The sequence below is a fragment of the Mesorhizobium sp. L103C105A0 genome (assembly GCF_000502215.1).
Taxonomy (GTDB): Bacteria; Pseudomonadota; Alphaproteobacteria; order Rhizobiales; family Rhizobiaceae; genus Mesorhizobium.
Genome location: NZ_AYXF01000002.1, coordinates 456,234 through 480,268, shown reverse-complemented (window position 1 = coordinate 480,268; position 24,035 = coordinate 456,234). Strand labels below are relative to the sequence as shown.

The window sequence follows — 24,035 nt, the reverse complement described above, 5'->3', positions numbered from 1 at the left end:
GTCAGGATTCGTCGGCATGCCGCTTTCCGCTCATTGACTTTCGAACAAAGTTAGAACAAAATACGAACATATCAACAACAGGAGAGAGTTATGAGCGATCTTGTTCAGGACGTCGTTTCGTTGGTGTGCATGAGTGCGTTTCTGGTTTCCATGGCTGTCTGGATCGGCGCCATGTGATGCAACTGCGGTTCGCCGCACTGTTTTAGGCGGGCAGGAAGGCGCTGTGCCGTTAAGCCTTTCTTGCCGCCATGACGCTAGGCTGCCCCGCCAAGACAGGGAGCAAAAAACCTCAGGTGTCGCCGATCGTGACGGCCCTTCTCGTGGCCGGTAATCTCGGACTGATTTTCCTTCTGATGACCGCGCCGCTCGGTTTGCGCACGGTGCGGCTGAGCCGCGTGGTTGCGGTGGACCGGCAGCGCCTCTGGCAGGCGCTGTGGCCGCTCGGCAGCGATGCCGGCTGGTCCGGCGAGATACTCTCGGCCCAGCCGCTGGACGGGCAGGGCACGGCCCGCATCCTGCTGTCCTGGGAGGGCCGGGACGGCCAGCCGATCGAGCGAAGGTCGCGCTTCGAGGACGTCGTCGAAGGCAGTCGTTTTTCGATGCGGGTCATCGAGGATACCGCGCTCGACGCGTCGTTCTGGAAGGATTTTTATGAGACCACCGAACTCACCTCGGAAGGTGCCGGCACGCGGGTGACGCTCAGTCAGACCGATCGCTATCGCGGCGTCGCCTTCCTGGTGTTCCGCTACTTCGCCATGCGCCGCGAGCTCGGCAAGCTGGAGATCTGGGCGAGGACCGGACAGTATCGCAAGGGCGGCTGGTTCGAGCATCCGCTGAGCCAGGTCGGTTTCGCCGTTCTGTCGGCTTTCATCCTTTGGCCGTTCTTCGGGCTCAATCTCGGCGGCCTGGCGCTGGCCGCGATCCTGACCTCGGTGGTTGCCCTGCATGAGCTCGGCCACATGGCGGCCTTTCGGCTAACCGGTCATCGCAAGGCGCGGATGATCTTTATCCCGCTGCTCGGCGGCATCGCCATTGGCGGCCGGCCTTATGACAGCCGCTTCGAGGTCGCCTTCGTGGCGCTGATGGGCGCTGGTTTTTCCGCGTTCCTGGTACCGCTGCTGATCGTCGCCAGCGGGCTCGCATCCGGCGAGGGACATCGGCTCGCCGCGGCCCTTCTGGCGACGCTTGCCGGCTTTGCCGCGCTGTTCAACATCGCCAATCTGGTGCCGGTGTGGAAATTCGACGGCGGTCAGGTGCTGCGCCAGATCTGCCCGGGGCCGGTCGCCCTGGCGCTCGCCTCGTTTTCCCTGCTCTCGGCCTTGCTATGGCTTGGCTGGCTGGCCGGCTTTTCCCAAAGCTTTCTGCTGGTGGCGGGCGCCGTCTTTGCCATCCTCAGCCTGATGACAGTGGGTAGCGGGGTAAAACCGCGCCACGAATTGAAGCCGATCCGCATCTTCGACCGTTTCGCCATGGCCGGCGCGCTGCTGGCCGTCTTCGCCATTCACGGTTTCGGGCTGTTGTGGGCCTCGGCGCGGTTGCTTTGAGCGTTGGTCAAGGCGAGACTCAGCCGGCCTTGCGAGCCGGTTCTGCAGAAGTTGACTCCGCTGCCCCGAAAACATCCTCGAAGGCGGATTTCAGCGCCAGGTCGAAATCGCCCATGGTCACGGGCAGGCCGAGGTCGACGAGGCTGGTGACGCCGTGATCCGGCACGCCGCATGGCACGATGCCGCTGAAATGGCTGAGATCCGGCTCGACATTGACGGCAATGCCATGAAAGCTCACCCAGCGCCGCAGCCGGATGCCGATGGCCGCGATCTTGTCTTCAGCCGGCGAGCCGTCGGGCAGGGACGGGCGCTCGGGCCGCACCACCCAGACTCCGACGCGGTCCTCGCGGCGTTCGCCGCGCACATTGAAGGCGGCAAGCGTGCCGATGATCCACTGCTCGAGCGCGGCGACGAAGGCGCGCACATCCTCGCGCCGGCGCTTCAGGTCAAGCATGACATAGGCAACCCGCTGCCCCGGCCCGTGATAGGTGTATTCGCCGCCTCGCCCCGCGGCAAAGACCGGGAAACGGTCGGGGTCGATCAAGTCCTCGATGCGGGCGCTGGTGCCGGCGGTGTAAAGCGGCGGATGCTCGACCAGCCAGACCATCTCGGCGGCCGCACCCGTGCGGATCGCCTCGGCGCGCGCTTCCATCAGGGCCAGCGCATCGGTGTAGCCGGTCAGGCCGGGCTCGATGCGCCATTCGACCGGCGCCGAACCCGGCAAGGGCAGGAACGACGTGGCGATCTGGCTGCGTTCGGTCATGGCTTTTTCGTTTTTCGCGTGACGCACGCCGGCTTGGCGAAACCGGCTTGCGCTCTGGGGCCAAATGCATTTGCCCTTCATATGGCGGTATCCGGCTGAAACGTCCAGTTCGCCACGCATTTCGGCCTTCGCGCACGACCCCGAAGATAGGAACGATCTTCGGAAAGGATCATGCGCCAAATCAAAGTGCTGCAGCGTCCTTTGCGCGTCCCACAGGACGCGCGGCGCTGTAGAGGCCGATATGCCAATTCGCGGCGATTATTGCGCGCCGCGCCCTTGTTTCGCAGGAAACGATTTGCTACACGCCGCGAGCCGGTTCGTTCCGGCTCCTACCACGGGCGGTCGTGGCGGAATTGGTAGACGCGCAGCGTTGAGGTCGCTGTGGGGCAACCCGTGGAAGTTCGAGTCTTCTCGACCGCACCATAATTTTTCGGCCATTGAAATCATTGCGGCTTCTCAGGCCGTCGACGCCAAATCATCGCCTTTGGCGCTTGAACCGGCCGCAGCAGAGTTGCAACAAGAGGTCGCAGAGCCGCACGCGAACGCCGCTTGGCTCGCACCGGCCAGCCTCCTGCACCTGAGTCCCCGGCTTTGCCGGTGGCGGGGCAGGGGATGTGGTTGACCTAAGCGGCGCGTCGTTGCGGGAAATGGAGACCCGGACGGGCTCGACGAGGGTCAACGGCCGTCACGACGGTGTGGTGGTGATCGCAGTAGACGCGATCCGGCGACGTCGGCCCGGCACAAAACCGGTAACCACCGGGTACCGACCGGTCTTCGCTCACCGGGAAGCGGCACTGGTGCAGGCCTAGCTGAATGAGGGGGACGTCTCTCGACGCTGGTCTGATATTTTCACGCATGATGGTTTTCAGTTTCCTGGTTCATAGCCATTGCCGGCTGACGGCCGCGATGCGACCGGTCGGAGCGAGCTTCTCTCGTTTTGGAGGGCTGTGGACCACATATGGTGCTGATAGCACCGTCAAAGAAGCCCGGCGCCCCGCTTCTGCAGCCAAATCGTTTGCGACTTAAGGCCACACCCGCGAGCGCCCGAAGCACCTGTCCGGCCGGGATTTGCCGGCGCGCCGTTGCATAGCCTCAGTCCGTCGCCGCCGATCGCTTGAAGACGATGGTGACCCTGGTTCCCTCGCCGGCACTCGACTTGACGTCGAATTGCGCCTTGGCATTTTCGGTCAGCGACCGCGCGATCAAGGAGCCGAGCTTGCCGGGCCTGGGCCAGGTCTCACCCGTCGGCAGACCGATCCCATCATCGGCGACAGTCACCCGGCAACCATCGCCGCTGACGACGCTGTGCAGCGTGATCGTGCCGCCATCGCGCCCGACGAATGCATGTTTGAGAGCGTTGGTCAGCAACTCATTGACGACCAGGCCTGTCGGCATGGCAACGTTGATGGATACCGGATAGGTATCCACCTTAAGGTCGAGGCGGATACCTTCGACTGCGTGCGACGCCATGACGGCGGACGCGATCTGGCTAAGGTACACGCCAAGATCCACCTCATCCTTCTGCTGGTCAGCCGACAAGGTCTGGTAGAGGATTGCCAATGCGTCTACCCGGCCGGCAAGCCTTTCGAAACGCTTCTGGTCCGGTTCGGTGGCGTTGCGGGTTTCCATCCGGATCAAAGCGGTGATCATCTGCAGATTGTTTTTCACCCGATGCTGCAGTTCGCGCAACAGGGTGTCCTTCTCCCGGATGAGCTCCTCCGCGGGTCGCGCGTCCTCGGTCTCACCGTGTGCCGTGACGTCGACAAGCGCCACCAGCCGGAAGCAGAGCTTGCCGTTGTCGTCCTCGATAACGTTGGAATAAACGTCGACGATTGCCGGCTTGTCCTCGCCGCGCTCGAGGCGAAACGTGCCGACGAAATCGGTGTCTTCAACGACAGCCTCGGCGAGCGGCCTGTCCTTCTGCCGATGAAGCCCCCTGCCGGAAAGGGCCGCCCAGTTTTCCCGCGCAAGCTTCGGCGCCTTGAGGTCCGAGAGCTTCTCGAATTCGGGATTGGCGTAGACGACACGTTCCTTCGCGATCAATTCCGAGACGGCGATCGCGATCGGCATCTGGTCGAGAAATTTCTTGAACTGGTCGCTTTCCAGCGCGGTGGCGAGGTCAGGCGTATCGAGCAATTGCTCGACAGCGTCAGCCTTATCGGAGTCTGTCATCTCGGCGCCTGCGTGATGCGTGGAAGCCATCAATATCAGGCATGCAATTCACCCGCCATCTCCAATATCGAAGGGGATACGACAGCGTCACTACTGGTGCGGGCCGCGTCGCGCAGCGCTCCACCGCCTGCCGCTCACGAACGAATTGGACAGAAGGCATTTTTCTCAGGGCCGCCGAACTTTGAAAAGAAATGTCTATGGAATTTGTAGAATTACGCTTTGAATGGGATCTCGGTACTGCTCGCAAGCCTTGGCGGCCTTCGCCTCCTGAGTTGAGATCAGTGCTCTCGTTGCCAAGCAAGTCGGCTCCCGATGAGGGAGTTGCTCCGCCGATCGCTATGCGGCCGGCAGACGGCGGAGCATTGCCACCAGCCCCGCGGCTTTAGAGGAAGAGGTTCCCATGACCGGACTTACCCCCGTAGAGCAGATCATCCCGGATGCCGATATTGTCCCGCTTACCGGACGCGTCGGCGCAGAGATCAGGAACATTCGGCTCTCCGGCGACCTGCCGCAGCAGACGGTCGCGGCGATCAACCAGATCCTGTTGCGGCACAAGGTGGTGTTCTTCCGCGACCAGGCGCATCTCGACGATGCCGGGCAGGAGCGCTTTGCCCAGCGTCTCGGCGACCTCGTCCCGCATCCGACCCAAGGTCCCGTCAAGGGAACGGCGTCCATTCTCGAACTCGATTCCAGCCGTGGCGGCGGTCGCGCCGACCAATGGCATACCGATGTCACCTTCGTCGACGCCTATCCGAAATTCTCCGTTCTTCGCGGCGTCGTCATACCGCCGGCCGGCGGCGACACCATCTGGTCGAACACCGCGGCCGCCTATCAGGACCTGCCCGAGCCGTTGAAGCTGCTGGCCGACAATCTCTGGGCGGTGCACAGCAACGCCTACGATTACGCCGCGGTGCGGCCGCGTGCGAGTGCTGCGGAAAAGAAGCACTTCGAGGAAATCTTCACCTCGACGATCTACGAGACCGAGCATCCCGTCGTCCGCGTCCATCCCGAAACAGGCGAGCGCTCGCTGCTGCTCGGCAATTTCGTGCAACGGCTGATCGGTCTTTCCAAAAGCGATTCGGCGAAGCTCTACGAGGTGTTCCAGTCCTATGTCACGGCGCCGGAGAACACCGTGCGCTGGCGCTGGAAGGCCGGCGATGTGGCGATCTGGGATAACCGCGCGACGCAGCACTACGCCGTCAACGATTACGGCGACCAGCACCGGGTGGTGCGTCGCGCCACGGTCGACGGCGACATTCCGGTCAGCGTCGACGGCCGCCGCAGCGCCACCCGCACCAAGGTCGCGAAGCCGGCAGCCGACAAGGCGGCATGAGGCGCGGTCGAACGCGAAGGCCGCTGTTCAGGCGGCCTTCTTCATACGTGATAGTGTCTCTGCAACCACCTCGCCAAACGACGACGGCGTCGGCACGATGATCACCCCGGCGTCCTTTAGAATCTCGACCTTCTCCTGCGCCGACTCGCCGAAGGCCGAGATGATGGCGCCGGCGTGGCCCATGCGGCGGCCTTTGGGGGCGGAGAGGCCGGCGATGTAGGCGATCAGGGGCTTGCGCATATTATCGCGCGCCCAGATCGCGGCTTCGGCTTCCTGCGGTCCGCCGATCTCGCCGATCATCACCACCGCGTCGGTGTCGTCATCCTGTTCGAACAGTTTCAGCATGTCCTTGAAGGACGAGCCGTTGATCGGGTCGCCGCCAATGCCGACGCTGGTCGAGACGCCGATGCCGAGCGACTTCATCTGCGACGCCGCCTCGTAGCCGAGCGTTCCGGAGCGGCCGACAATGCCGACGCGGCCAGGCAGATAGATGCTGCCGGGCATGATGCCCATCAGCGCCTGTCCGGGCGTGATGACGCCGGCGCAGTTCGGGCCGATCAGCCGCATGCGGTCCTCGTAGCGGTAGCGCAGCATGTAGCGCTTGACCTGCATCATGTCCTGCGACGGGATGCCGTCGGTGATGCAGACGCAGAGTTTTATGCCGGCGTCGGCCGCTTCCATGATGGAATCGGCGGCAAATGGCGGCGGCACGAAGACGATGCTGGCCTCCGCGCGGGTCTCGCGCACCGCGCCCTTGACCGTGTTGAAGACAGGCAGGCCGAGATGCTTCTGGCCGCCTTTGCCGGGGGTGACGCCGCCGACCAGCTTGGTGCCGTAGCGCTTCATGTCCTCGGCATGGAAGCTGCCGATCTTGCCGGTGAACCCCTGGACGATGACGCGGGTGCTGCGGTTGAGCAGGATTGCCATTTTCTCGACCTCCCTAGAGCATGATGCCGAAAAGTGTGAAGCGGTTTTCGGACGACATCATGCTCCATCTGTTTGATTTTAGAGACGGATTCAGATTTCAGGTCGATTCGACCTGAAATCATCCGGCTCTAGGCTGCTTTTTTCTTGATGGCCGCGCGCCATGCGGCGACGGCCTTTTCGGCGGCTTCGGCCAACGTGTCGGCGACGATCACCGCCTCGCCGGAATCAGCCAGGATGCGGCGGCCTTCCTCGGCCCTGGTGCCGGAGAGACGGACCACCAGCGGCACGTTGACGCCGACCTCGCGTATTGCCTTGATGATGCCTTCGGCGACCCAGTCGCAGCGGTTGATGCCGGCGAAGATGTTGACCAGGATGGTCTCGACATTCTTGTCGCCGAGCACGGCGCGGAAGGATTTCGCCACCCGCTCGGGCGAGGCGCCGCCACCGATGTCGAGGAAGTTGGCCGGTTCGCCGCCGGCGATCTTGATCATGTCCATGGTCGCCATGGCGAGCCCTGCGCCATTGATGATGCAGCCGATGTTGCCGTCGAGGCCGACATAGGAGAGGCCACGGTCGCTGGCAAAAGTTTCGCGCGGATCTTCCTGGCTTTTGTCGCGCAGCTCGGAGATTTCCGGCCGGCGGAACAACGCGTTCTCGTCGAACGACATTTTGGCGTCGAGCGCGATCAGATTGCCGTCGCGGGTCACCACCAGCGGATTGATCTCCAGCATCGAGGCGTCGTAGTCGCGGAACACCTGATAGCAGGCGAAGATGGTTTCGGTCGCCTTGCCGATCAGATTGTGGTCGAGGCCGAGCCCGAAGGCGATCTCGCGCGCCTGGAAACGCTGCATGCCGACGCCGGGATCGACCGATGTGCGCAGGATGGAGTTCGGTGCCTTCTCGACGATGTCCTCGATCTCCATGCCGCCGGCAGCCGAAGCCACGATCATGACGCGCTCTTCCTTGCGGTCGAGGACGAAGCCGACATAGAGCTCCTGCGCTATGTCGACGGCTTCCTCGAGATAGAGGCGCGAAATCAGCTTGCCGCGCGGGCCGGTCTGCTGTGTCACCAGCTTGCGGCCGAGCATGGCTTCGGCGGCGTCGGAGATTTCCTCGTCATTGGCGCATAGCTTGATGCCGCCGGCCTTGCCGCGGGCGCCGGAATGCACCTGCGCCTTCAGCACCCATTTGCTGCCGCCGATCTCGCGCGCCCTGTAGGTTGCCTGCTCGGGGCTGTAGGCCAGCCCGCCGCGCGGCACATGCACGCCGTGGCGTGCCAGCAGTTCCTTGGCCTGATATTCGTGGATGTCCATTTTGTCCTCCCTGAACGGTCAATGCGTGGCGACGCGCGGCTCACTAGAGAATTGACCGGCGCGTTCGATTGCCTCGTTGACCACCAGAACATTGCGCGCCATGCGTTCCGACGCGGCGTCGATCATCTTGCCGTCGAGGGCGGCCGCGCCCTTGCCCTGCGCCTCCGCCTCCTTCAGCACTTCGAGGATGCGCCGGGCGCGGGTGACCTCTTTTTCCGGTGGAGAGAAGACGTCGTTGGCAAGCGCGATCTGCGAGGGGTGGATCGCCCACTTGCCTTCGATGCCCAGCGCCGCCGCGCGCCTGGCGCCAGCGATGTAGCCCTCCGGATCGGAGAAGTCGCCGAACGGCCCGTCAATGGCGCGCAAGCCATAGGCGCGGCAGGCGACGGTCATGCGCGACAGAGCGAAATGCCACTGATCGCCGGGATAGTCGGGGTTGAGGCCGCCAATGTTGACCGTGCGCGCCTTGCAGCTTGCCGCATAGTCGGCGACGCCGAAATGCATTGCTTCCAGCCGGCCGGGTGTCGCGGCAATCGCCTCGACATTGGCCATGCCGAGCGCGGTCTCGATCAGCGCTTCGAGGCCGACGCGGGTCCTGAAACCCTTTGCCATCTCGATCTGGTTGACCATGGCCTCGACCATGTAGAGGTCGGCCGGCACGCCGACCTTCGGCACCAAAATGGTGTCCAGCCGGTCACCGGCCTGCTCCATGACGTCAACCACGTCGCGGTACATGTAGTGCGTGTCGAGGCCGTTGATGCGCACCGAGACGGTCTTGCCCTTGGCGCGCCAGTCGATGTCGTTGAGCGCCTGGATGATGTTCTTGCGGGCGCGTTCCTTGTCGGGCGGGGCGACCGCATCCTCGATGTCGAGGAAGATGAAGTCGGCGGCGCTGTTGGCCGCCTTGTCGATCATTTCCGGGCTGGAGCCTGGAACCGCCAGCTCGCTGCGCTGCAGCCGTAATTTCTTGAGGTGGTTGATGGTGTGGCTCATTGTCGGCTCCTCAGGCGGCTTCGGCGACCGGCACGGCGGCCGAGGCGCGGAAGTGCTGGATGGCGGCGCCGACGCCGGAGCCGGGCGCCAGCCGTACGCCGCAGTCGAGCAGCGCCATTTCGGCGGCCGAGAGCGAGGCCAGCACCATCACCTCGTTCAGCCAGCCGAGATGGCCGATGCGGAAGACCTTGCCGATCACCTTGTTGAGGCCGCCGCCGAGCGCGGTCTGGTATTTCTGGTAGGCGCGCTTGACCACATCGCCGCTGTCGACGCCGTCCGGCACCAGGATGGCGCTGACGGTGGCGGAGTGCCATTTCGGCGCCTTGGCGCAGAGCTTCAGGCCCCAGGCGTCGACCGCCTTGCGCACGCCTTCGGCGAGGCGATGGTGGCGGGCGAAGATGTTTTCCAGCCCTTCCTCGGCGATCAGGTCGAGCGAGGCGCGCAGGCCGCGCAGCAGCTGCGTAGCCGGCGTATAGGGGAAATAGCCGGCGTCGTTGGCGCGGATCATATCTTCGAAGGAGAAGAAACAGCGGCGGTGGGTGGCGCTCCGCGAGGCCACCAGCGCCTTCTTGCTGACGGAGAGGAAACCGAGGCCGGCGGGCAGCATGAAACCCTTCTGCGAGCCGCTGACCGCGCAATCGACGCCCCATTCCTCCTGGCGAAAGTCGATCGAGCCGATCGACGAGACGCCGTCGACGAAGAGCAAAGCAGGGTGGTTGGCGTCATCGAGCGCGGCGCGGCAGCCGGCGACGTGGCTGGTCACGCCGGTCGCGGTCTCGTTCTGCGTGCAGAAGACTGCCTTGATGCGGTGCGCCTTGTCGGCCCTGAGCCGCTCCGCATAGAGCTCGAGCGGCACGCCGGTTCCCCATTCGCAGTCGATGACATCGACCTCGAAGCCGAGCCGTTCGGCCATGTCGACCCACAGATGCGAGAACTGGCCGAAGCGCGACATCAGCACGCGGTCACCGGGGCTGAGCACATTGGTCATCGCCGCTTCCCAGGCGCCGGTGCCGGAGGAGGGATAGATGAAGACGCGGCCGGTCTCGTTCTTGAACACCGTCTTGATGTCTTCGAACAGCGGCAGCGTGAGATCGGGGAAGGATGCTGCACGCATGTCCTCCATCGGCAGGTTCATCGCCTGCCGGACCTGTTCGGGGATGTTGGTCGGTCCGGGAATGAAAAGATGGATGAAACCGGCCATGTCGCGAACTCCTCCTGATCCAGCAAAGCGGTGAGGGGAGTTTCGTCTCGACGGCTAATGGCAACAACACCTCAAGGGGTAACATCTTGCCGCGCGCGGGTGGGGGTTGCCCACCCGGGTGACCTACCCGCGGCTCATCGCTTTCCTACCCGAACGGCTGGTTCTGGGTACGCCGCTCGCGCGCATAGAGCGCGACGGCCATCGCCCGGTTGCGGACGTCGAGCTTGTCGTAGAGATTCTTGAGGTGGTATTTCACCGTGTTCTCCGAAATCCCGGTGCGCGTCGCGATCTGCAAATTGGTCCAGCCGTCGGACAGCACGGCCAGCAGTTCGCGCTCGCGCACCGTGAGCAGCGACAAGGGTGTGTCGTTGACCTTGTTGATGTCGATGTAGGGGATGCATATGCGGCCATGCGCGACGGCCAGGATGGTCTCGAAGATGATCGCCGGATCGTCGAACTGGAAGCAGTAGCCCTGGGCGCCGAGCCGCACGCACTGCTTCAGGATGCCGATGTCGTGGTCGTTGGAAAACACCGCGATGCGCACGCCGAGCTTGCGGCTGTGAACCTCGGCCAGCACATCGGCGCCGTCCATGTCGGCAAGCTTCCACCCGATGATTGCGACGTCGAATTCGCCTTCCGCTGCCAACTCAAGAAAATGCCTGCCGCTTTGCACGCAGGCCAGGAGCTCGAAGCGCCCGTCGCAGTCCAGCATGTCGCGCAGCGCCGATATCACGAGCGGATTGCGTTCGGCGACGACCACGCGCACGCGCCGTTCCTCGATTGCCTTCTGCGTCTGCGACCTGATCTTCAAGGGCTTCCGGCTGTTCTGGTTGTCGCCTGGGCGGGTCCGGCCTTTGCCTGGACCTGCATCATGACAATTCTGCCCCAACCGTGCTGGGGTGCTCTTTCCCCAGCGACATGCGCTGTCGCGCCGCCTGAATCCTGGGCGGCGTCATATCCTGATGAAATCGCTCCCGGCCCATATGCAGGGCGGGGCGCATTTCGTTTGATATTCCCGTGCGTTGCGCGCTAGACCTGACAGGCACCTTTTCCGAAATTCCCATGGCGGGAGCCGCTGGTGGAACGCCAGGACGACCAGACGACCGGCGCCAAAGCCGCTGACGACGCCCACGCCGACATCTATGGCGAGGACGGCGCCGTCCTGTCATCATTCCTGGCCCAGATCGGGGCGGCGATCGCCGATCGCGATACGCTGACGCTGAAGCGCGAAGTCGACGACCTGCACCAGTCGGAACTTGGCGATCTGCTCGAGGCCCTGCACCCCGAACAGCGTCGCGCCCTAGTCGAACTGCTCGGCGCCGACTTCGACTTCTCGTCGCTGACCGAGGTCGACGAGGCGATCCGCCGCGATATCGTCGACAATATGCCCAATGAGCAAATTGCCCAGGGCATGCAGGACCTCGATTCCGACGACGCGGTCTACATTCTCGAAGACCTTGAAAAGGAAGACCAGGACGAGATCCTGTCGCAGCTGCCGTTCACCGAGCGGATCAGGCTGCGCCGCTCGCTCGACTACCCGGAAGAGACCGCCGGTCGCCGCATGCAGACCGAGTTTGTCGCCGTGCCGCCGTTCTGGACCATAGGACAGACCATCGACTACATGCGCGAAGACAAGAACCTGCCCGAGCGCTTCAGCCAGATCTTCGTCATCGATCCAAGCTTCAAGTTGCTCGGCGCCATCGACCTCGACCAGATCCTGCGCACCAAGCGCACGACCAAGGTCGGAGACGTGATGCACGAGACGAGGCACGCCATTCCGGCCACCATGGACCAGGAAGAGGCGGCGCGGGACTTCGAGCAATACGATCTTCTGTCCGCCGCCGTCGTCGACGAGAACGAGCGGCTGGTCGGCGTGCTGACCATCGACGACGTCGTCGACGTCATCCAGCAGGAGGCCGAGGAAGATCTGCTGCGCATGGGCGGCGTCGGCGACGAAGAGTTGTCCGACAGCATTCTTTCGACCTCGCGCTCGCGCGTGCCCTGGCTGCTGGTCAACCTGTTGACGGCGTTCCTGGCGGCATCGGTGATCGGCCTGTTCGACCGCACCATCGAGCACATTGTGGCACTGGCCGTGCTGATGCCGATCGTGGCCGGCATGGGCGGCAATGCGGGTTCGCAGACCATGACCGTCACGGTACGCGCGCTGGCGACCAGGGATCTCGACATCTACAATGCCGGCCGCATCATCCGCCGCGAAATGGGCGTGGGTTCCATCAACGGCATCATCTTCGCCGTGCTGATCGGCATCGTCGCGGCCGTCTGGTTCCGCGATCCCAATCTGGGCGGCATCATAGCGGCGGCGATGATCATCAATATGTTCGTGGCAGCCCTTGCCGGTATCCTGATCCCGCTATTGCTCGACCGGTTCAAGATCGACCCGGCGGTGGCGTCGGCGGTTTTCGTCACTACGGTCACCGACGTCGTTGGCTTCTTTGCCTTCCTCGGGCTGGCCACCTGGTGGTTCGCTATCCCTTGAGAAAGAGGCGTTGCGGGTTCAATTGACTTTTACGTAAATGTGGTGCGAGGCTTGCGCGGGGTTTCATGCCGAGTCCGGCTTGGAACGGGGTTGATCGGAATGCGTTGGAAATCCCGGGCGACCGGGCGTTTTCCGATGTTCCGACATTTGGAGCAAAGATGCGGGAATATTATTCGATCACCGAACTGACCCGCGAATTCGACGTGTCGACGCGGACGCTGCGCTTCTATGAGGACGAGGGGCTGGTGCAACCGGTCCGGCGGGGCCGCACAAGGCTGTTTCGCCCATCTGACCGGCATCTGATCCGTCAGATCATGCGCGGAAAACGGCTCGGCTTCTCGATCAACGAGATCCGCGAAATCATCCAGATGTACAAGGAACCGCCCGGCGAGGTCGGTCAACTCAACCTGATGATCAAGCGCATCGAGGAAAAGCGCGAGGATTTGCGCCAGAAGCGCCGCGATCTCGAGGAGACGCTGGCGGAGCTCGACCAGGCGGAGGAGTCTTGCGTCGAGCGGCTGGTGGAGTTGGGGGTAAATACCTGAGCGGATCGTCGAGCGTTTGCGCGCCCGTCGCAAACGTTCGCGATTAGCGGAGCCCTTCCACACTTCGTCATTCTAGGGCGAAGCAGGAGCGAGGCTCCGTCGCGGAGACCCTAGAATCCATTCCGTGACATTGGCCGTGGAGTGCAGCGGTGCAGAATTCTGGACGTGGCAACGCCTGTACGTCGCGGCATGGATCCTCGGGTCTGCGCTGCGCCGCTACGCTCCTTGCTTCGCCCGTGGATGACGAAGAGATGGGCGTTTCGGCTAGTCGCCAAGGCATGCGAACCCTGCCAGCGATCACACCCGCCTCAGATCCAGCGCCTGACCCGCTTCGCATAGTCGCGGTACTTCTTGCCGAATTTGGCGAACAGCACCTTCTCCTCGCTCTCGATGGCGACCTTCTGCGTTGCAAAAGCCGCGATCAGGGCCAGCGGCAGGAACCATACGATCCCCGAGACGAAGGCGACGCCGATCAAAAGCAGCGTGTTGGCCAGATACATCGGGTTGCGCGTGATGCCGAACGGGCCAGACGTCACCAGATGCTCCGGCACGCCATTGGGGTTCATCGTCGTTTTGGCCCGGATCATGGTGCGGATAGCGGTGAACCAGAGGGCTGCGACGGCAAACAGCACCACAAAGCCGGCGGCAAACAAAAGGTCGCCCAAGAGGTCGCCGATCCAGGGCAGGGGATAGAACAGGCCGAGCACGATGCTGATGGCGATGGCNCAAAAGGTCGCCCAAGAGGTCGCCGATCCAGGGCAGGGGATAGAACAGGCCGAGCACGATGCTGATGGCGATGGCGGCGATGTAGATCAGCGGCGGCCACGGGATCAGCCGTGGTCTCGGTAGATCGGGTTTTGCCAGCCCGGGTTTTGCTAGCTTGTCGGTCATTGTTGCCCTCCCTGCGTCATCGGACTCTCCTCCGTCCTTGCGGTGCAGATGCCGGCGAGTTCACCGAGATGCGCTTTGAACTCCGGGGTCTGGTCACCATTGTAGAGCCGGTCGAATGCCGCTTCGCTTTGCAGCGTGTCCAGCATGCACACACAATAGCTGGTGCAGAACTCCGTGTCGCGCTGCTGTTCGCAGGATACCTGGCATTCCTTGAGGAAGACCACTTCCCGTGTCTCGACCGGCGCCGGCGCGATCTGCGAGAACAGCCAGACGCAGCCGAACAGCAGCGGCTGGTGAATCAGGTAGAAAGCCAGGCTGTGGCGGCCGATGAAGGTGAGCGGCCTGGTCCAGCTTCCCGATCCCAGCGTGGCCAGCCGCGCCAGCAGGCCGGTGGTGGACGCAAACTTTGCCGCGGCGATGCCGAGAAGCACGGCGCCGAACCAGGGAAACAGCGGCACGTAATCGTTGGAGCGCGGGTTGATCGCCGACAGGCCGACCCACCACAGCGCCGGATGATCGAAGGCTTCGGATCGGAAATAGATCGGCCCGGCGATCACCACCGCCGCCACGACAAGCGTCAGCAAGGACGGCAGCCGCAAGAACAAAAGGCCGAGCAGGCTGGCCAGCGCGATCTGATGCAGGATGCCGAAGAAGATGAAGCTGTCCGGCGTGATGAAGTACGTGACCGCCGATATAGCGGCGGCCGCGACGGCGACCATGGCAAAACGTTTCCAGAAGCCGGTCCAGCGGATCTGCCTGCCATGAGCGAGAAACAGGCTGACGCCGACCAGGAACAGGAAGGTCGAGGCGATGCAGCGCGCATAGATCTTCCACCAGCCGACGGCGGTGAGGCCGGGGTCGGTGTAGTGGAAATTTTCGAGATCCCAGGTGAAGTGGTAGCTCGCCATGGCGATCAGCGCGATGCCGCGTACGAGATCGATGGCGACGATGCGCTTCGGTTGATCTCGCTTCAGTTGATCTCCAGGGGGTGCGGTATGGATGCTCATGGTCTCGCGATCTGATTCAGCCCCAAAGACGACTATCACGGTTGCACCGGACAAAAGAAGGCCGCCCTCTACGGTCCGGGTCGCGCCGTGCGGCTGCATCGGGCGGCGCTTTAGGCCAGAGCCGGAAAGCCTTTGGCCGAATTCGCTTTTTGCCGGGAAGGGGTCGGTTTCCTGTTACCGGCGGAGGAAGCGCCAGCGCAGATTTGACGCCGCGAGTCTGATTTGGGGATCAAATGTCCACCCATGTGCGCCATCCGATCTGGCTTCCGGCCCTGCGTCCGGCGGATGCGCGCACCTTTGCCTCGCTCTATGCGGTCGAATCCTTCGCCCGTGCCACGGTGTCGAGCGTCATCCCGATCCAGGCCTATGAGATTCTGCACAACGAGCAGATCGTCTCGATCCTCTACACCATCGTGGCGCTGCTCGGCCTGTCGGTGACCTTGTTCATGCCGATCTTGATCCGCAGGTTTGCCCGGCGCTGGGTCTATACCGCCGGCGCCTGCCTGCTGGCGATAGGCTCGCTGTTCTTCGTCACCCACACGCTTGCCGGGCAACTGGCAGGCATGCTGTGCCGCGTCATGGGGGCGAGCGCCCTGTCGATCACGCTCAACCTCTACATCATGGACCACATCCGCAAGACCGATTTCATGCAGGCCGAATCGCTGCGCATGGCGTGGTCGATGCTGGCCTGGACCGGCGGGCCGACACTCGGCATCTTCCTCTACACACGCTACGGCATCTATGCCGCGCATGGCGCGGTCGCGGTGTTTGCGTTGGCCTTGCTGGCGCTGTTCTGGACCTACAGGCTGGGCGACAACCGGTCGATCCGGCCGGGCAACACACGGCCGGCCAATCCGCTGGCCAATATCGGCCGCTTCGTAGCACAACCCAGGCTCAGGCTGGCCTGGCTGATCGCCTTCGGCCGCTCCTGCTTCTGGACGACGTTCTTCGTCTACGGGCCGCTGTTCATGGTGATTACCGGCGAGGGCAAGCTTGCCGGCGGCCTGCTGGTTTCGGCCGGCAATGCGCTGTTGTTCATGGCGATCTTCTGGGGCAAAGCGGGAAAACGCTTCGGCGGCCGGCGCACCATGACCTTCGCCTATTTCGCGATGTCGGCGACGCTGCTTGCGGCGGGCGCGGTCGGCACTACCGCGCCGCTGCTTACGGGCTTTTTCCTGCTCTGCGGCGCCTTCTTCACCATCGCGCTCGAGGCACTGGGCTCGACCGCCTTCATGCGCTCGGTGCGGTCCTATGAGCGGGCGCAGATGGCCGCGGTCTACCGCACCTATCTCGACTTTTCCGAGCTGACGCCGCCGCTGGTCTATTCGGTGGTGCTGGCGTTTTTCGGCCTCGGCTCGGTGTTCGTGACGCTGGGCATTCTGGCCGCGGTTTGCGGCTTTATCTCCTGGCGCTATCTGCCGAAGTCGCTTTAGTCGCCGATCAGGCGGTTGCCTCAAGCGCTGCATGCCGCTCGCGCACCCAGTTGTGGAAGCGGTGCAGATCGTACTCCTCCGGCATTAGCACGCCGGCCTGGTGGCGCATCGAGCGCAGGCCTTTCTGATTGATCTCGCAGATCGCGGCATCCTCCTCCAGCACCTGGGTGCCGAAGGCGACGACATTGTCGATGTCCGTCTCAGCCAGCGCCTCGGGCGCGAACAGCCACTCGGCGGTGAGTTCGGTCTGTTCGGGACCGAGCGGCATCAGTCGCACCGTCCTGACATAATCGACATGGCCGACGATGAACATCGAGGGCAGGCTGGTGGCATAGGTCTGTCCGGCCGCACGCTCGGCCGGCGTCAGGCCCGGGAAGACCGGGCCATGGGCATGTCCGTCGCGCGACCAGGTCTCGGCGCCGGCGCGCAGGCCACCCGAAAACTCCGGTGCGTCATTGTCGGCATGGCGGACCCAGTCGGGGTCGTCGTGCCGGCTCATCAGGCCGCGGCCGTATATCGGCACCAGCCGAGACAGGTCCTTGTGGACGCCTGGGCAATGCAGGCACTCGTTGAAGTTCTCCCAGAAGATCTTCCAGTTGCAGTTCATCACCTTGCGCAGGACATGGCCTGATACCAGAGTTTCCAGCGGCCAGTTGGCGAGGTCGCCGGATGCGGGATCGAAGGAGGTCCCGGCGGAGCCGGCCGCAGCCTGCTGAAGGTTCACAAAGACAAAGCCGCGCCATACCGACAGCGCCACCCGGTAGAGCGGATGATCTGCCTTGTCGAAACCATCTGGCAGCGATTTCGAGGGAACGCGCACGAGATCGCCGCGCAGCGAGTAGGACCAGGCGTGGTAGGGGCACGTGATGAGCCGCGCTTTCAGCCGGCCCTCGCTTTCCTGGCAAAGCTGCGAGCCGCGATGCCGGCAAGTGTTGTGGAAGGCGCGCAGTTCGCCGGTCTCGTCCCGCAGAATGACGATTTCCTGCGTGCCGACGCGGAATGTCCTGAACGCCAGCGGCTGGGCGAGGTCGGCCTCGCGGCAGACGAGCAGCCAGCTTTTGTGCCAGATGGCGTCGAGATCGCGCTGGTAAGCCTCGCTATCCCAATAGGCCGACGACGGTAGCGTCGGTTCGGCCCGGCTCAGGCCGTTATAGGGGTCGCGCTCGCTCGGGCTGGGATGCATGGCTGGCTTCCTATGAAGCGTCAGCCGACACCCCGGCAAATCGTTTGTCAATCAGAGTGCCGCATTGCCGGTTGCAGGCGCGGCGCATAATCATGTCCTGGACACGGGACATTCGGAAATTGGGGGGATTCGGAAGTGGCCGCACGACAGATGTCGCTTACGCCGGAGCTGGTCGCGCGCTGCTGGCGCGAGATCAGGGACCCCGGGCCGGATCCGGACGCGATGCATCTCGATGAAGCCGACTATGACGCGCTGCTGGATGAATTGCAGGTCGAACTCCCGGACAGCGAACCGCTATGGCTGTTCGGCTATGGATCGCTGATCTGGAAACCGGAAATAGATTATGTCGAGGACCGCGTTGCGCTGGCGCGCGGCTGGCATCGGTCCTTTTGCATGAACATGACGCGCTGGCGCGGCACCAAGGACAGCCCCGGCCTGATGATGGCGCTGGACCGTGGCGGACAATGCAAGGGCGTCGCCTTTCGGCTGACCGACAATAACCGGCGCGAGCAGTTGGGCCGGCTTTTCCGGCGCGAAGTCACGCTGAAGCCGACAAGCTACCGGCCGCGCATGCTCAAGCTTGCAAGCGAGGCCGGACCGCTCAGGGCATTGGCCTTCGTCATCAACCGCAACGGCCTGACCTATTCAGGACCGCTCGACGAGGGCAAGGTCGTCGAAAGGCTGGCAACGTCCTGCGGGCACTGGGGGTCGGGCGCCGACTATCTCTACAACACGGTGAAAAACCTTGAAGAGCGCGGCATTCACGATCGCCATCTGTGGCGGCTGCAGCGGCTGGTTGCCGAGCGGATCACCGCGTTGAACCCGTAACGCCGCATGGCGCATTCGCGCTGTTGGCCGGCGGAATTTGGTTTGCCGGATGCGACCGTTTCAGCCTATAGTCATGCATGTCGTCGGTTCCGTTAGGGACCAAGAGGGAATGCGGTGAGGGCTGACTTGTTGCCCAATGCCGTGGCTGCCCCCGCAACTGTGTGCGGTAGTCCTCTCCAAGCCACTGGGGATTTTTTCTTCGGGAAGGTGGGGAAGGGCGCTGATCCGCGAGCCAGGAGACCTGCCGGCGACAGGGAACTGACTTCGATGCCCTCGGGTGGAGGGCGAAAGGACAAGATATGAATACCGCTTCCGTCTCCCTCGGCGCTTCCGTCTCCTCGCAGTCGCGCTTCATGCAGCTCGTGCTTAGCGCGTTTCTGGGCATTTTCGTCGTCGGCGTTGTCGGTTTCTCGCACATCGATGCGGTCCACAATGCGGCGCACGACTATCGCCATTCGATGGCGTTTCCCTGCCACTGACGAGGATCTGACATCATGAACCTGTTTCGCAACGTCGTGTTCATCGCGGCGATCGCAGGGCTCGTGGCCGGTGTCGCTCTCGCCTGCATGCAGGCCTATGCCACCGTGCCGCTGATCCTCAAGGCGGAGGTCTACGAAAAGGCTGGTGGCGGCCATGAGCATCAGCATGCCGCGGCGCCCGCCGCCAACGCTGCGGACACCGATGCCATGAGCACCGCCGCGCCGGCGGAAAATGCGGTGAGCAGCGCAGCACCGGCTGAAGCAGCCGCGCCGGCGGAGGACGAAGGCTGGGCGCCGGCCGACGGCTTCGAGCGTTTCGCCTTCAGTGTCGTCGCCAATATCGTCACCGGCATCGGCTTCGCGCTGGTCCTGGTGGCGGTTTCCGAGTTCGCCGGCGGCATCGGCAGCTGGCGCCAGGGCGTGTTCTGGGGTCTGGCGGGCTTTGCCGTGTTCACGCTGGCGCCGGGACTCGGCCTGCCGCCGGAACTGCCGGCAATGCCGGCGGCCGATCTCATACAGCGCCAGATCTGGTGGTGGGCAACGGTGATGGCAACCGCGATCGGCCTTGCCCTTATTACCTTCCGCACGTCGGCGCCCCTGACCGTGCTCGCCGTCGTCCTGATCGTCGCCCCGCATATTGTCGGCGCGCCGCAGCCTGACAGTTTCGTAACGCCGATCCCGGAGAGCCTGCATCATCAGTTCGTGGTGGCGGTGACGGTGACCAATCTGGTGTTCTGGCTGGTGCTCGGCGCAGTTGTCGGCATAGTGCACTCGCGCTTCACCGGCACCGCGACCAGCCTGCGCGACAGCTTTGCCTGATCGCAGTTTGACCTTCATCATCGGCGGTGCGCGCTCCGGCAAGAGCGCGCATGCCGAAACTTTGGCGACGGCGTTGCCGCCGCCATGGGCCTATATCGCCACCGCGCAAGCCTATGACGGCGAAATGCGCGAGCGCATCGCGCAACACCGCTCGCGCCGCGGCGAGGGATGGGCGACCATCGATGCCCCGCTTGATCTTGCAGGTGCGCTCGAGGCATTGCCGGACAACCAGCCGGTGCTTGTCGACTGCCTGACGCTTTGGCTGACCAATCATATGCTGGCCGATCATGATCTAGAGGGGGAGTGCCGGCGGCTGGCCGATGTGCTTTCGCGGCCGCGCGGGCCGTGGTTCGTGGTCTCCAACGAAGTCGGACAAGGCATTGTGCCCGACAATGCGCTGGCACGCCGGTTCCGCGATGCCGCCGGCAGGCTCAACCAGCAGATCGCGGTGGTAGCTGATATGGTGCTTCTGATGGTGGCGGGGCTGCCGCTCAAGGTGAAATGAGATGACCGATATTGACGCAAAAGATGAAGAGCGCCATCGCGCCAAGATGGCCAAGCGCAAGGCGGTGCAGGACGCCGAGGTCGCGGAAAAGACGGTCGAGAAGGGGCTGCTGATCGTCAACACCGGACCCGGCAAGGGCAAGACCACGGCTGCCTTCGGGCTGGCGCTACGCATGCTCGGCTATGGCAAGCGCGTCGGAATCGTCCAGTTCATCAAGGGCAAATGGCACACCGGCGAGAAGGATGCCTTCGCGGCGTTTGGCGACCGCGTCGTCTGGCACACGATGGGCGAGGGTTTCACCTGGGAGACGCAGGATCTGAAGCGCGACATTAAGGCGGCCGAAGCCGCCTGGGCCAAGGCGCTGGAGCTGATCGCCGATCCCTCGATCAGCCTCGTCGTGCTGGACGAACTGAACATCGCGCTGCGTTACGACTATCTCGATCTCTACAGAGTGGTGGCGGCGCTGAAAGCGCGGCGCGAAGGTCTGCATGTCGTCGTCACCGGCCGCAACGCCAAGCCGGCGCTGGTCGAGGCGGCGGATCTGGTGACGGAGATGGGCGTGACGAAGCATCATTTTTCGGCCGGCGTGAAGGCGCAGCAGGGGATCGAGTTTTGAGGGGTTTCGTACCCTCCCCCTTGCGGGGAGGGTCGATCCGCGAAGCGGATCGGGGTGGGGTTCTCGTAGGGTCGCAGTCCCCCACCCCGGCGCTTCGCGCCGACCCTCCCCACAAGGGGGAGGGTAAAGGAAGGGCGACGGTAAGCTCTCAGAACGTCACCGCGATAAGCACCGCCGACAGCAACCCGAACAGCCCAATCAGCAGATAGTCCGCCACCTGGTACAATTTCAGCGCCTGCCTGATGTCCTGGCTTTCCGCCGCGCGCCTACCGCCTTCGCCCATATAGGCGTCCTCGACGATGACGCCGCCATAGCTGCGCGGGCCGGCGAGCGCCAGGCCGAGTGCGCCGGCCATTGCTGCTTCCGGCCAACCGGCATTGGGTGAGCGGTGCTTTTTGGCGTCGCGCCGCATTGCTTGCCAAGCGTTGCGGGGATCGGCGCCGTCAACGAGAAAGGCGGCGGCAACGATCAGCAACGCGGTCAGCCGGGACGCCGGCAGGTTGATCCAGTCGTCGAAGAGTGCCGCCGCGCGGCCGAAGGCCTCGTGGTGCGGGGTGCGGTGGCCGATCATCGAATCGGCGGTGTTGGCGGCCTTGTAGGCGACGCCGCCGGCCAGACCGCAGACACCTGTCCAGAAGGCGGGCGCAACGATGCCGTCGGAGAAATTCTCGGCCAGGCTTTCGATGGCGGCGCGGCTGACGCCGGCATGGTCGAGCTTCTCTGGATCGCGGCCGACGATGCGCGCAACCGCAATGCGGCCGAGCGCCAGCCCGCCGGTATCCAGCGAATCGGCCACCGCCTCGACATGTTCGGTAAGGCTCTTTTGCGACAGCAGCGACGAGGCCAGGATTGCCGTGATGATCATGCCGGCAGGAAAGAGCTGCCAGAGCAGGATTTGCACGATGAAGGCGATTGCCGCCGGCACCAGCACGATCACCAGCAGCGCCTGCGCGCCGCGGCGGCGACGCAGCGCGTCGGAATCAGTGTCGCGGTTGAGCCTGAGGTCGAGAAAGGCTATCAGCCTGCCGAACCAGGTGACGGGATGGCCGACGGCACGGAACAGCCAGTCCGGGTAACCCAGGATGCGTTCGATGGCCAGCGACAGGAAAGCGATCAGGATCGACATGAAGCTTTCTGATGGAGCGATTACTGTGGTGGATCACGGTGGATCCCTTGGCCGGGCGAGGGCGCTCTTCCCTCACGCGCCACAACCTTTCGTCGATCTCTCGACAGGTATCAATCCGCACTCCTACCCGCTTTTCGAGCTGCCCGCCACCGCCCTGTCACGATTGCCGGAGGCCGCGCGCCTGCGTGAGCTGGCCAGAGTCGCGGCCGGCGCCTATGGCGCGCCTTCGGCCGAGAATGTGGTGGTCGCCCCGGGCACGCAGATCCTGCTGCCGCGCGTCGCCTCGCTGGTCAGCCCCGGCAAGGCGCTCGTGCTCGGGCCGACCTATGCCGAGCATGCCAGGGCCGCCGCGATTGCCGGCCATGCGGTGGCGGAGGTCGACGATTTCGAGGCGCTTGCCGGAGCCGAAATTGCCATCGTCGTCAATCCCAACAATCCCGACGGGCGAGTCGTGTCGCGGGAAAGGCTGCTTCGGCTTGCCGAGACATTGCGCGCCATACGCGGTCTGCTGGTCGTCGACGAAGCCTTCATGGATGTCGGCCCGCACGCGGAAAGCCTGGCCGGCGATGTCGGGCGGGGCGGCATCGTCGTGCTGCGCTCGTTTGGCAAGTTCTTCGGTCTCGCCGGCCTGCGGCTCGGCTTCGCACTTTCCGATGCAGCGACGGTCGAAAGGCTTGAAACGCAATTCGGCCCTTGGGCGGTCGCCGGCCCAGCGCTCGAATACGGCATCCGCGCGCTTGCCGACAGCGGCTGGCAGGCCGACATGCGGCGGCGGCTGGCGCAGGATGCGGCGCGGCTCGATGCGCTGCTTTCGCGCTTTGGCGTTGCTGTCGCCGGCGGCACGACGCTGTTTCGCTATCTCCGGCTTGCCGATGCACCGGGGCTGTTTTCGACGCTCGGTGAGCGCGGCATATTGCTCAGGCATTTTTCCGAGCGTCCTCAGGTGCTCCGCGCGGGGCTGCCTGGAAGTCAGGAGGAATGGCAGCGGCTCGAATCGGCGCTTGCCGACTGGCACGCACGGCGCGACGATAGCGCCAGGGAGATTGCGCCATGATCCATGTCTGTTCGCTGGCAAAGCTCGAGGAGACTGTGGCCAGAAGCCGCGCCGAGCGCGTGCTGTCGCTGCTTGCCGCCGGCACCGAGGTGACGCGCCCGGCCTCGATATCGAGGGAAAACCATCTGCACCTGGTGATGCACGACATTGCGGTGGCGCAGGACGGCATGACCATGCCGGGCGAGGAGCATGTGCGCAATCTGCTCGATTTTGCGCGCCGCTGGGACCGCGCGAAGCCGATGGTCGTGCATTGCTATGCCGGCATCAGCCGCTCGACGGCGTCGGCCTACATCATAGCCGCGGCACTGGCGCCCAAGCGCGACGAGGCGGAACTGGCTCGGACTTTGCGAAAGCTTTCGCTGTCGGCAACGCCCAATCCACGATTGATTGCCGTCGCCGATGCGCTGCTGGGGCGCGAGGGCCGGATGATTGAAGCGATCGAGGCGATCGGTCGCGGCGCCGATGCTTTTGAGGGCACGCCTTTCGTTTTGAAGATCGACGGCTAACTAGCTTGGCCAATGGCGAGATCGGTTGGGCCGATGCCTTTCCCGCCCAAAACTAGGTCAAGCTGCCTGGCTGTGAATGCTTGAATCGGCCTTGCAATCAGCGCCGCCAAACTCAATGTTCAGTCTTAAATCTTGTGCCGTTGGATCAACTCATGCCATTTTTAGAAGGAATGAGCACCAGTGAAACTACGGATAGCCCCCAACAAACGCCTTACTGTTCACGCCAACCTTTGTGCGCATAGTTATAAGTTCGTATCCGCTGCTGACGACGTAGGCTTGTAAAAATTCGAGGGAAAATCC

23 protein-coding genes, 1 tRNA gene and 1 riboswitch are annotated in these 24,035 nt (G+C 63.7%); of the genes, 13 read left to right on the top strand and 11 right to left on the bottom strand.

The features are described 5' to 3' along the window. Positions 1 to 293: 293 nt before the first annotated feature. Positions 294 to 1,544, top strand: coding sequence for a peptidase M50 (locus tag X727_RS157435; protein ID WP_023700369.1), 1,251 nt, complete (start codon positions 294 to 296; stop codon positions 1,542 to 1,544). Between the two features lie 19 nt (positions 1,545 to 1,563). On the opposite strand, the gene lipB is transcribed toward X727_RS157435, so the two are convergent. After that, a complete protein-coding gene (gene lipB, locus X727_RS157440) occupies positions 1,564 to 2,307 on the bottom strand; it encodes a lipoyl(octanoyl) transferase LipB (RefSeq protein WP_023670798.1) in 744 nt (247 codons plus the stop codon). A gap of 338 nt (positions 2,308 to 2,645) precedes the next feature. Between lipB and X727_RS157445 the strand changes: the two genes are divergently transcribed. Beyond that, positions 2,646 to 2,730: transfer RNA gene (locus X727_RS157445), tRNA-Leu, on the top strand. A 669-nt stretch (positions 2,731 to 3,399) separates the two neighbouring features. Here X727_RS157445 and X727_RS157450 read toward each other — a convergent pair. After that, the gene (locus X727_RS157450; protein WP_023685214.1) at positions 3,400 to 4,479 is read right to left on the bottom strand and encodes a histidine kinase dimerization/phosphoacceptor domain -containing protein; all 1,080 of its coding nucleotides are present in this window, start codon (positions 4,477 to 4,479) and stop codon (positions 3,400 to 3,402) included. Positions 4,480 to 4,879: 400 nt separating this feature from the next. Here X727_RS157450 and X727_RS157455 point away from each other — a divergent pair, with 400 nt between their 5' ends. After that, entirely contained in the window at positions 4,880 to 5,812 is a 933-nt protein-coding gene (locus X727_RS157455) for a TauD/TfdA family dioxygenase (RefSeq protein WP_023833859.1), read from the top strand. A 27-nt stretch (positions 5,813 to 5,839) separates the two neighbouring features. Here the strand turns inward: X727_RS157455 and sucD are convergent, their stop codons facing one another. The 5 genes from sucD to X727_RS157480 form a co-directional block, all read right to left on the bottom strand. Further along, positions 5,840 to 6,739, bottom strand: a complete 900-nt coding sequence (gene sucD, locus X727_RS157460) for a succinate--CoA ligase subunit alpha (RefSeq protein WP_023712719.1) — start codon at positions 6,737 to 6,739, stop codon at positions 5,840 to 5,842. A 128-nt stretch (positions 6,740 to 6,867) separates the two neighbouring features. Further along, the gene (locus X727_RS157465) at positions 6,868 to 8,052 is read right to left on the bottom strand and encodes a malate--CoA ligase subunit beta (protein ID WP_023833858.1); all 1,185 of its coding nucleotides are present in this window, start codon (positions 8,050 to 8,052) and stop codon (positions 6,868 to 6,870) included. Positions 8,053 to 8,070: 18 nt separating this feature from the next. After that, positions 8,071 to 9,045, bottom strand: coding sequence for a CoA ester lyase (locus tag X727_RS157470; RefSeq protein ID WP_023690973.1), 975 nt, complete (start codon positions 9,043 to 9,045; stop codon positions 8,071 to 8,073). Positions 9,046 to 9,055: 10 nt separating this feature from the next. After that, positions 9,056 to 10,246 (bottom strand): aminotransferase class V-fold PLP-dependent enzyme, encoded by a 1,191-nt coding sequence (locus X727_RS157475; RefSeq protein ID WP_023833857.1) that lies wholly within the window; start codon positions 10,244 to 10,246, stop codon positions 9,056 to 9,058. Between the two features lie 145 nt (positions 10,247 to 10,391). Further along, positions 10,392 to 11,057, bottom strand: coding sequence for a response regulator transcription factor (locus X727_RS157480; protein WP_023741623.1), 666 nt, complete (start codon positions 11,055 to 11,057; stop codon positions 10,392 to 10,394). 267 nt (positions 11,058 to 11,324) lie between these two features. Here X727_RS157480 and mgtE point away from each other — a divergent pair, with 267 nt between their 5' ends. Both mgtE and X727_RS157490 read left to right on the top strand, forming a co-directional pair. Next, positions 11,325 to 12,743 carry a magnesium transporter gene (gene mgtE, locus X727_RS157485; protein WP_023741622.1) on the top strand — a complete coding sequence of 473 codons (1,419 nt, stop codon included), beginning with the start codon at positions 11,325 to 11,327 and terminating at the stop codon, positions 12,741 to 12,743. A 158-nt stretch (positions 12,744 to 12,901) separates the two neighbouring features. After that, complete coding sequence (locus tag X727_RS157490; protein ID WP_023685221.1) at positions 12,902 to 13,288, top strand: MerR family DNA-binding transcriptional regulator; 387 nt, start codon at positions 12,902 to 12,904, stop codon at positions 13,286 to 13,288. A 308-nt stretch (positions 13,289 to 13,596) separates the two neighbouring features. On the opposite strand, the gene X727_RS157495 is transcribed toward X727_RS157490, so the two are convergent. Further along, positions 13,597 to 14,055: an isoprenylcysteine carboxylmethyltransferase family protein gene (locus tag X727_RS157495; protein ID WP_050591274.1), complete on the bottom strand. Its 459-nt coding sequence runs from the start codon at positions 14,053 to 14,055 to the stop codon at positions 13,597 to 13,599. 120 nt (positions 14,056 to 14,175) lie between these two features. After that, positions 14,176 to 15,186: a DUF1624 domain-containing protein gene (locus X727_RS157500; RefSeq protein WP_023744678.1), complete on the bottom strand. Its 1,011-nt coding sequence runs from the start codon at positions 15,184 to 15,186 to the stop codon at positions 14,176 to 14,178. 233 nt (positions 15,187 to 15,419) lie between these two features. Between X727_RS157500 and X727_RS157505 the strand changes: the two genes are divergently transcribed. Beyond that, positions 15,420 to 16,619, top strand: a complete 1,200-nt coding sequence (locus X727_RS157505; RefSeq protein ID WP_023744679.1) for an MFS transporter — start codon at positions 15,420 to 15,422, stop codon at positions 16,617 to 16,619. A gap of 7 nt (positions 16,620 to 16,626) precedes the next feature. Here X727_RS157505 and X727_RS157510 read toward each other — a convergent pair whose 3' ends face one another. Beyond that, positions 16,627 to 17,802: an aromatic ring-hydroxylating dioxygenase subunit alpha gene (locus X727_RS157510; protein ID WP_023744680.1), complete on the bottom strand. Its 1,176-nt coding sequence runs from the start codon at positions 17,800 to 17,802 to the stop codon at positions 16,627 to 16,629. A gap of 135 nt (positions 17,803 to 17,937) precedes the next feature. Between X727_RS157510 and X727_RS157515 the strand changes: the two genes are divergently transcribed. The 5 genes from X727_RS157515 to cobO all read left to right on the top strand — a co-directional run bounded on the left by X727_RS157515 (position 17,938) and on the right by cobO (position 21,049). Next, the gene (locus X727_RS157515) at positions 17,938 to 18,630 is read left to right on the top strand and encodes a gamma-glutamylcyclotransferase (RefSeq protein WP_031196360.1); all 693 of its coding nucleotides are present in this window, start codon (positions 17,938 to 17,940) and stop codon (positions 18,628 to 18,630) included. Between the two features lie 67 nt (positions 18,631 to 18,697). Further along, positions 18,698 to 18,894: riboswitch (cobalamin riboswitch) on the top strand. A 35-nt stretch (positions 18,895 to 18,929) separates the two neighbouring features. Next, on the top strand, positions 18,930 to 19,109 hold the full coding sequence (locus tag X727_RS157520; RefSeq protein ID WP_023670784.1) for a CbtB domain-containing protein: 180 nt from the start codon (positions 18,930 to 18,932) through the stop codon (positions 19,107 to 19,109). Positions 19,110 to 19,124: 15 nt separating this feature from the next. Beyond that, a complete protein-coding gene (locus X727_RS157525; RefSeq protein WP_023744681.1) occupies positions 19,125 to 19,928 on the top strand; it encodes a CbtA family protein in 804 nt (267 codons plus the stop codon). Then, complete coding sequence (cobU, locus tag X727_RS157530; RefSeq protein WP_023731213.1) at positions 19,921 to 20,433, top strand: bifunctional adenosylcobinamide kinase/adenosylcobinamide-phosphate guanylyltransferase; 513 nt, start codon at positions 19,921 to 19,923, stop codon at positions 20,431 to 20,433. The genes X727_RS157525 and cobU overlap by 8 nt, the downstream gene beginning before the upstream one ends. 1 nt (position 20,434) lies before the next feature. Next, complete coding sequence (gene cobO, locus X727_RS157535; RefSeq protein ID WP_023744682.1) at positions 20,435 to 21,049, top strand: cob(I)yrinic acid a,c-diamide adenosyltransferase; 615 nt, start codon at positions 20,435 to 20,437, stop codon at positions 21,047 to 21,049. Between the two features lie 148 nt (positions 21,050 to 21,197). On the opposite strand, the gene cbiB is transcribed toward cobO, so the two are convergent. Beyond that, a complete protein-coding gene (gene cbiB, locus X727_RS157540) occupies positions 21,198 to 22,175 on the bottom strand; it encodes an adenosylcobinamide-phosphate synthase CbiB (RefSeq protein ID WP_023741615.1) in 978 nt (325 codons plus the stop codon). On the opposite strand from cbiB, the gene cobD reads away from it, so the two are divergent. Together cobD and X727_RS157550 are read left to right on the top strand one after the other, a co-directional pair. Continuing rightward, complete coding sequence (gene cobD / locus X727_RS157545; protein WP_023744683.1) at positions 22,174 to 23,229, top strand: threonine-phosphate decarboxylase CobD; 1,056 nt, start codon at positions 22,174 to 22,176, stop codon at positions 23,227 to 23,229. The two genes, cbiB and cobD, sit on opposite strands and share 2 nt — an antisense overlap. After that, entirely contained in the window at positions 23,226 to 23,735 is a 510-nt protein-coding gene (locus X727_RS157550; protein ID WP_023744684.1) for a tyrosine phosphatase family protein, read from the top strand. The genes cobD and X727_RS157550 overlap by 4 nt, the downstream gene beginning before the upstream one ends. Positions 23,736 to 24,035 lie beyond the last annotated feature (300 nt).

What these genes read in the sequence shown, in the direction of transcription:
- lipB (WP_023670798.1), bottom strand. Translation starts at nt 2,307, where the DNA reads ATGACCGAACGCAGCCAGATCGCCACGTCGTTCCTGCCCTTGCCGGGT.
- cbiB (WP_023741615.1), bottom strand. Translation starts at nt 22,175, where the DNA reads ATGTCGATCCTGATCGCTTTCCTGTCGCTGGCCATCGAACGCATCCTG.
- X727_RS157550 (WP_023744684.1), top strand. Translation starts at nt 23,226, where the DNA reads ATGATCCATGTCTGTTCGCTGGCAAAGCTCGAGGAGACTGTGGCCAGA.
- cobO (WP_023744682.1), top strand. Translation starts at nt 20,435, where the DNA reads ATGACCGATATTGACGCAAAAGATGAAGAGCGCCATCGCGCCAAGATG.
- X727_RS157505 (WP_023744679.1), top strand. Translation starts at nt 15,420, where the DNA reads ATGTCCACCCATGTGCGCCATCCGATCTGGCTTCCGGCCCTGCGTCCG.
- sucD (WP_023712719.1), bottom strand. Translation starts at nt 6,739, where the DNA reads ATGGCAATCCTGCTCAACCGCAGCACCCGCGTCATCGTCCAGGGGTTC.
- X727_RS157455 (WP_023833859.1), top strand. Translation starts at nt 4,880, where the DNA reads ATGACCGGACTTACCCCCGTAGAGCAGATCATCCCGGATGCCGATATT.
- X727_RS157475 (WP_023833857.1), bottom strand. Translation starts at nt 10,246, where the DNA reads ATGGCCGGTTTCATCCATCTTTTCATTCCCGGACCGACCAACATCCCC.
- X727_RS157450 (WP_023685214.1), bottom strand. Translation starts at nt 4,479, where the DNA reads ATGACAGACTCCGATAAGGCTGACGCTGTCGAGCAATTGCTCGATACG.
- X727_RS157490 (WP_023685221.1), top strand. Translation starts at nt 12,902, where the DNA reads ATGCGGGAATATTATTCGATCACCGAACTGACCCGCGAATTCGACGTG.
- X727_RS157520 (WP_023670784.1), top strand. Translation starts at nt 18,930, where the DNA reads ATGAATACCGCTTCCGTCTCCCTCGGCGCTTCCGTCTCCTCGCAGTCG.
- X727_RS157470 (WP_023690973.1), bottom strand. Translation starts at nt 9,045, where the DNA reads ATGAGCCACACCATCAACCACCTCAAGAAATTACGGCTGCAGCGCAGC.
- X727_RS157500 (WP_023744678.1), bottom strand. Translation starts at nt 15,186, where the DNA reads ATGAGCATCCATACCGCACCCCCTGGAGATCAACTGAAGCGAGATCAA.
- X727_RS157465 (WP_023833858.1), bottom strand. Translation starts at nt 8,052, where the DNA reads ATGGACATCCACGAATATCAGGCCAAGGAACTGCTGGCACGCCACGGC.
- X727_RS157525 (WP_023744681.1), top strand. Translation starts at nt 19,125, where the DNA reads ATGAACCTGTTTCGCAACGTCGTGTTCATCGCGGCGATCGCAGGGCTC.
- cobD (WP_023744683.1), top strand. Translation starts at nt 22,174, where the DNA reads ATGAAGCTTTCTGATGGAGCGATTACTGTGGTGGATCACGGTGGATCC.
- X727_RS157510 (WP_023744680.1), bottom strand. Translation starts at nt 17,802, where the DNA reads ATGCATCCCAGCCCGAGCGAGCGCGACCCCTATAACGGCCTGAGCCGG.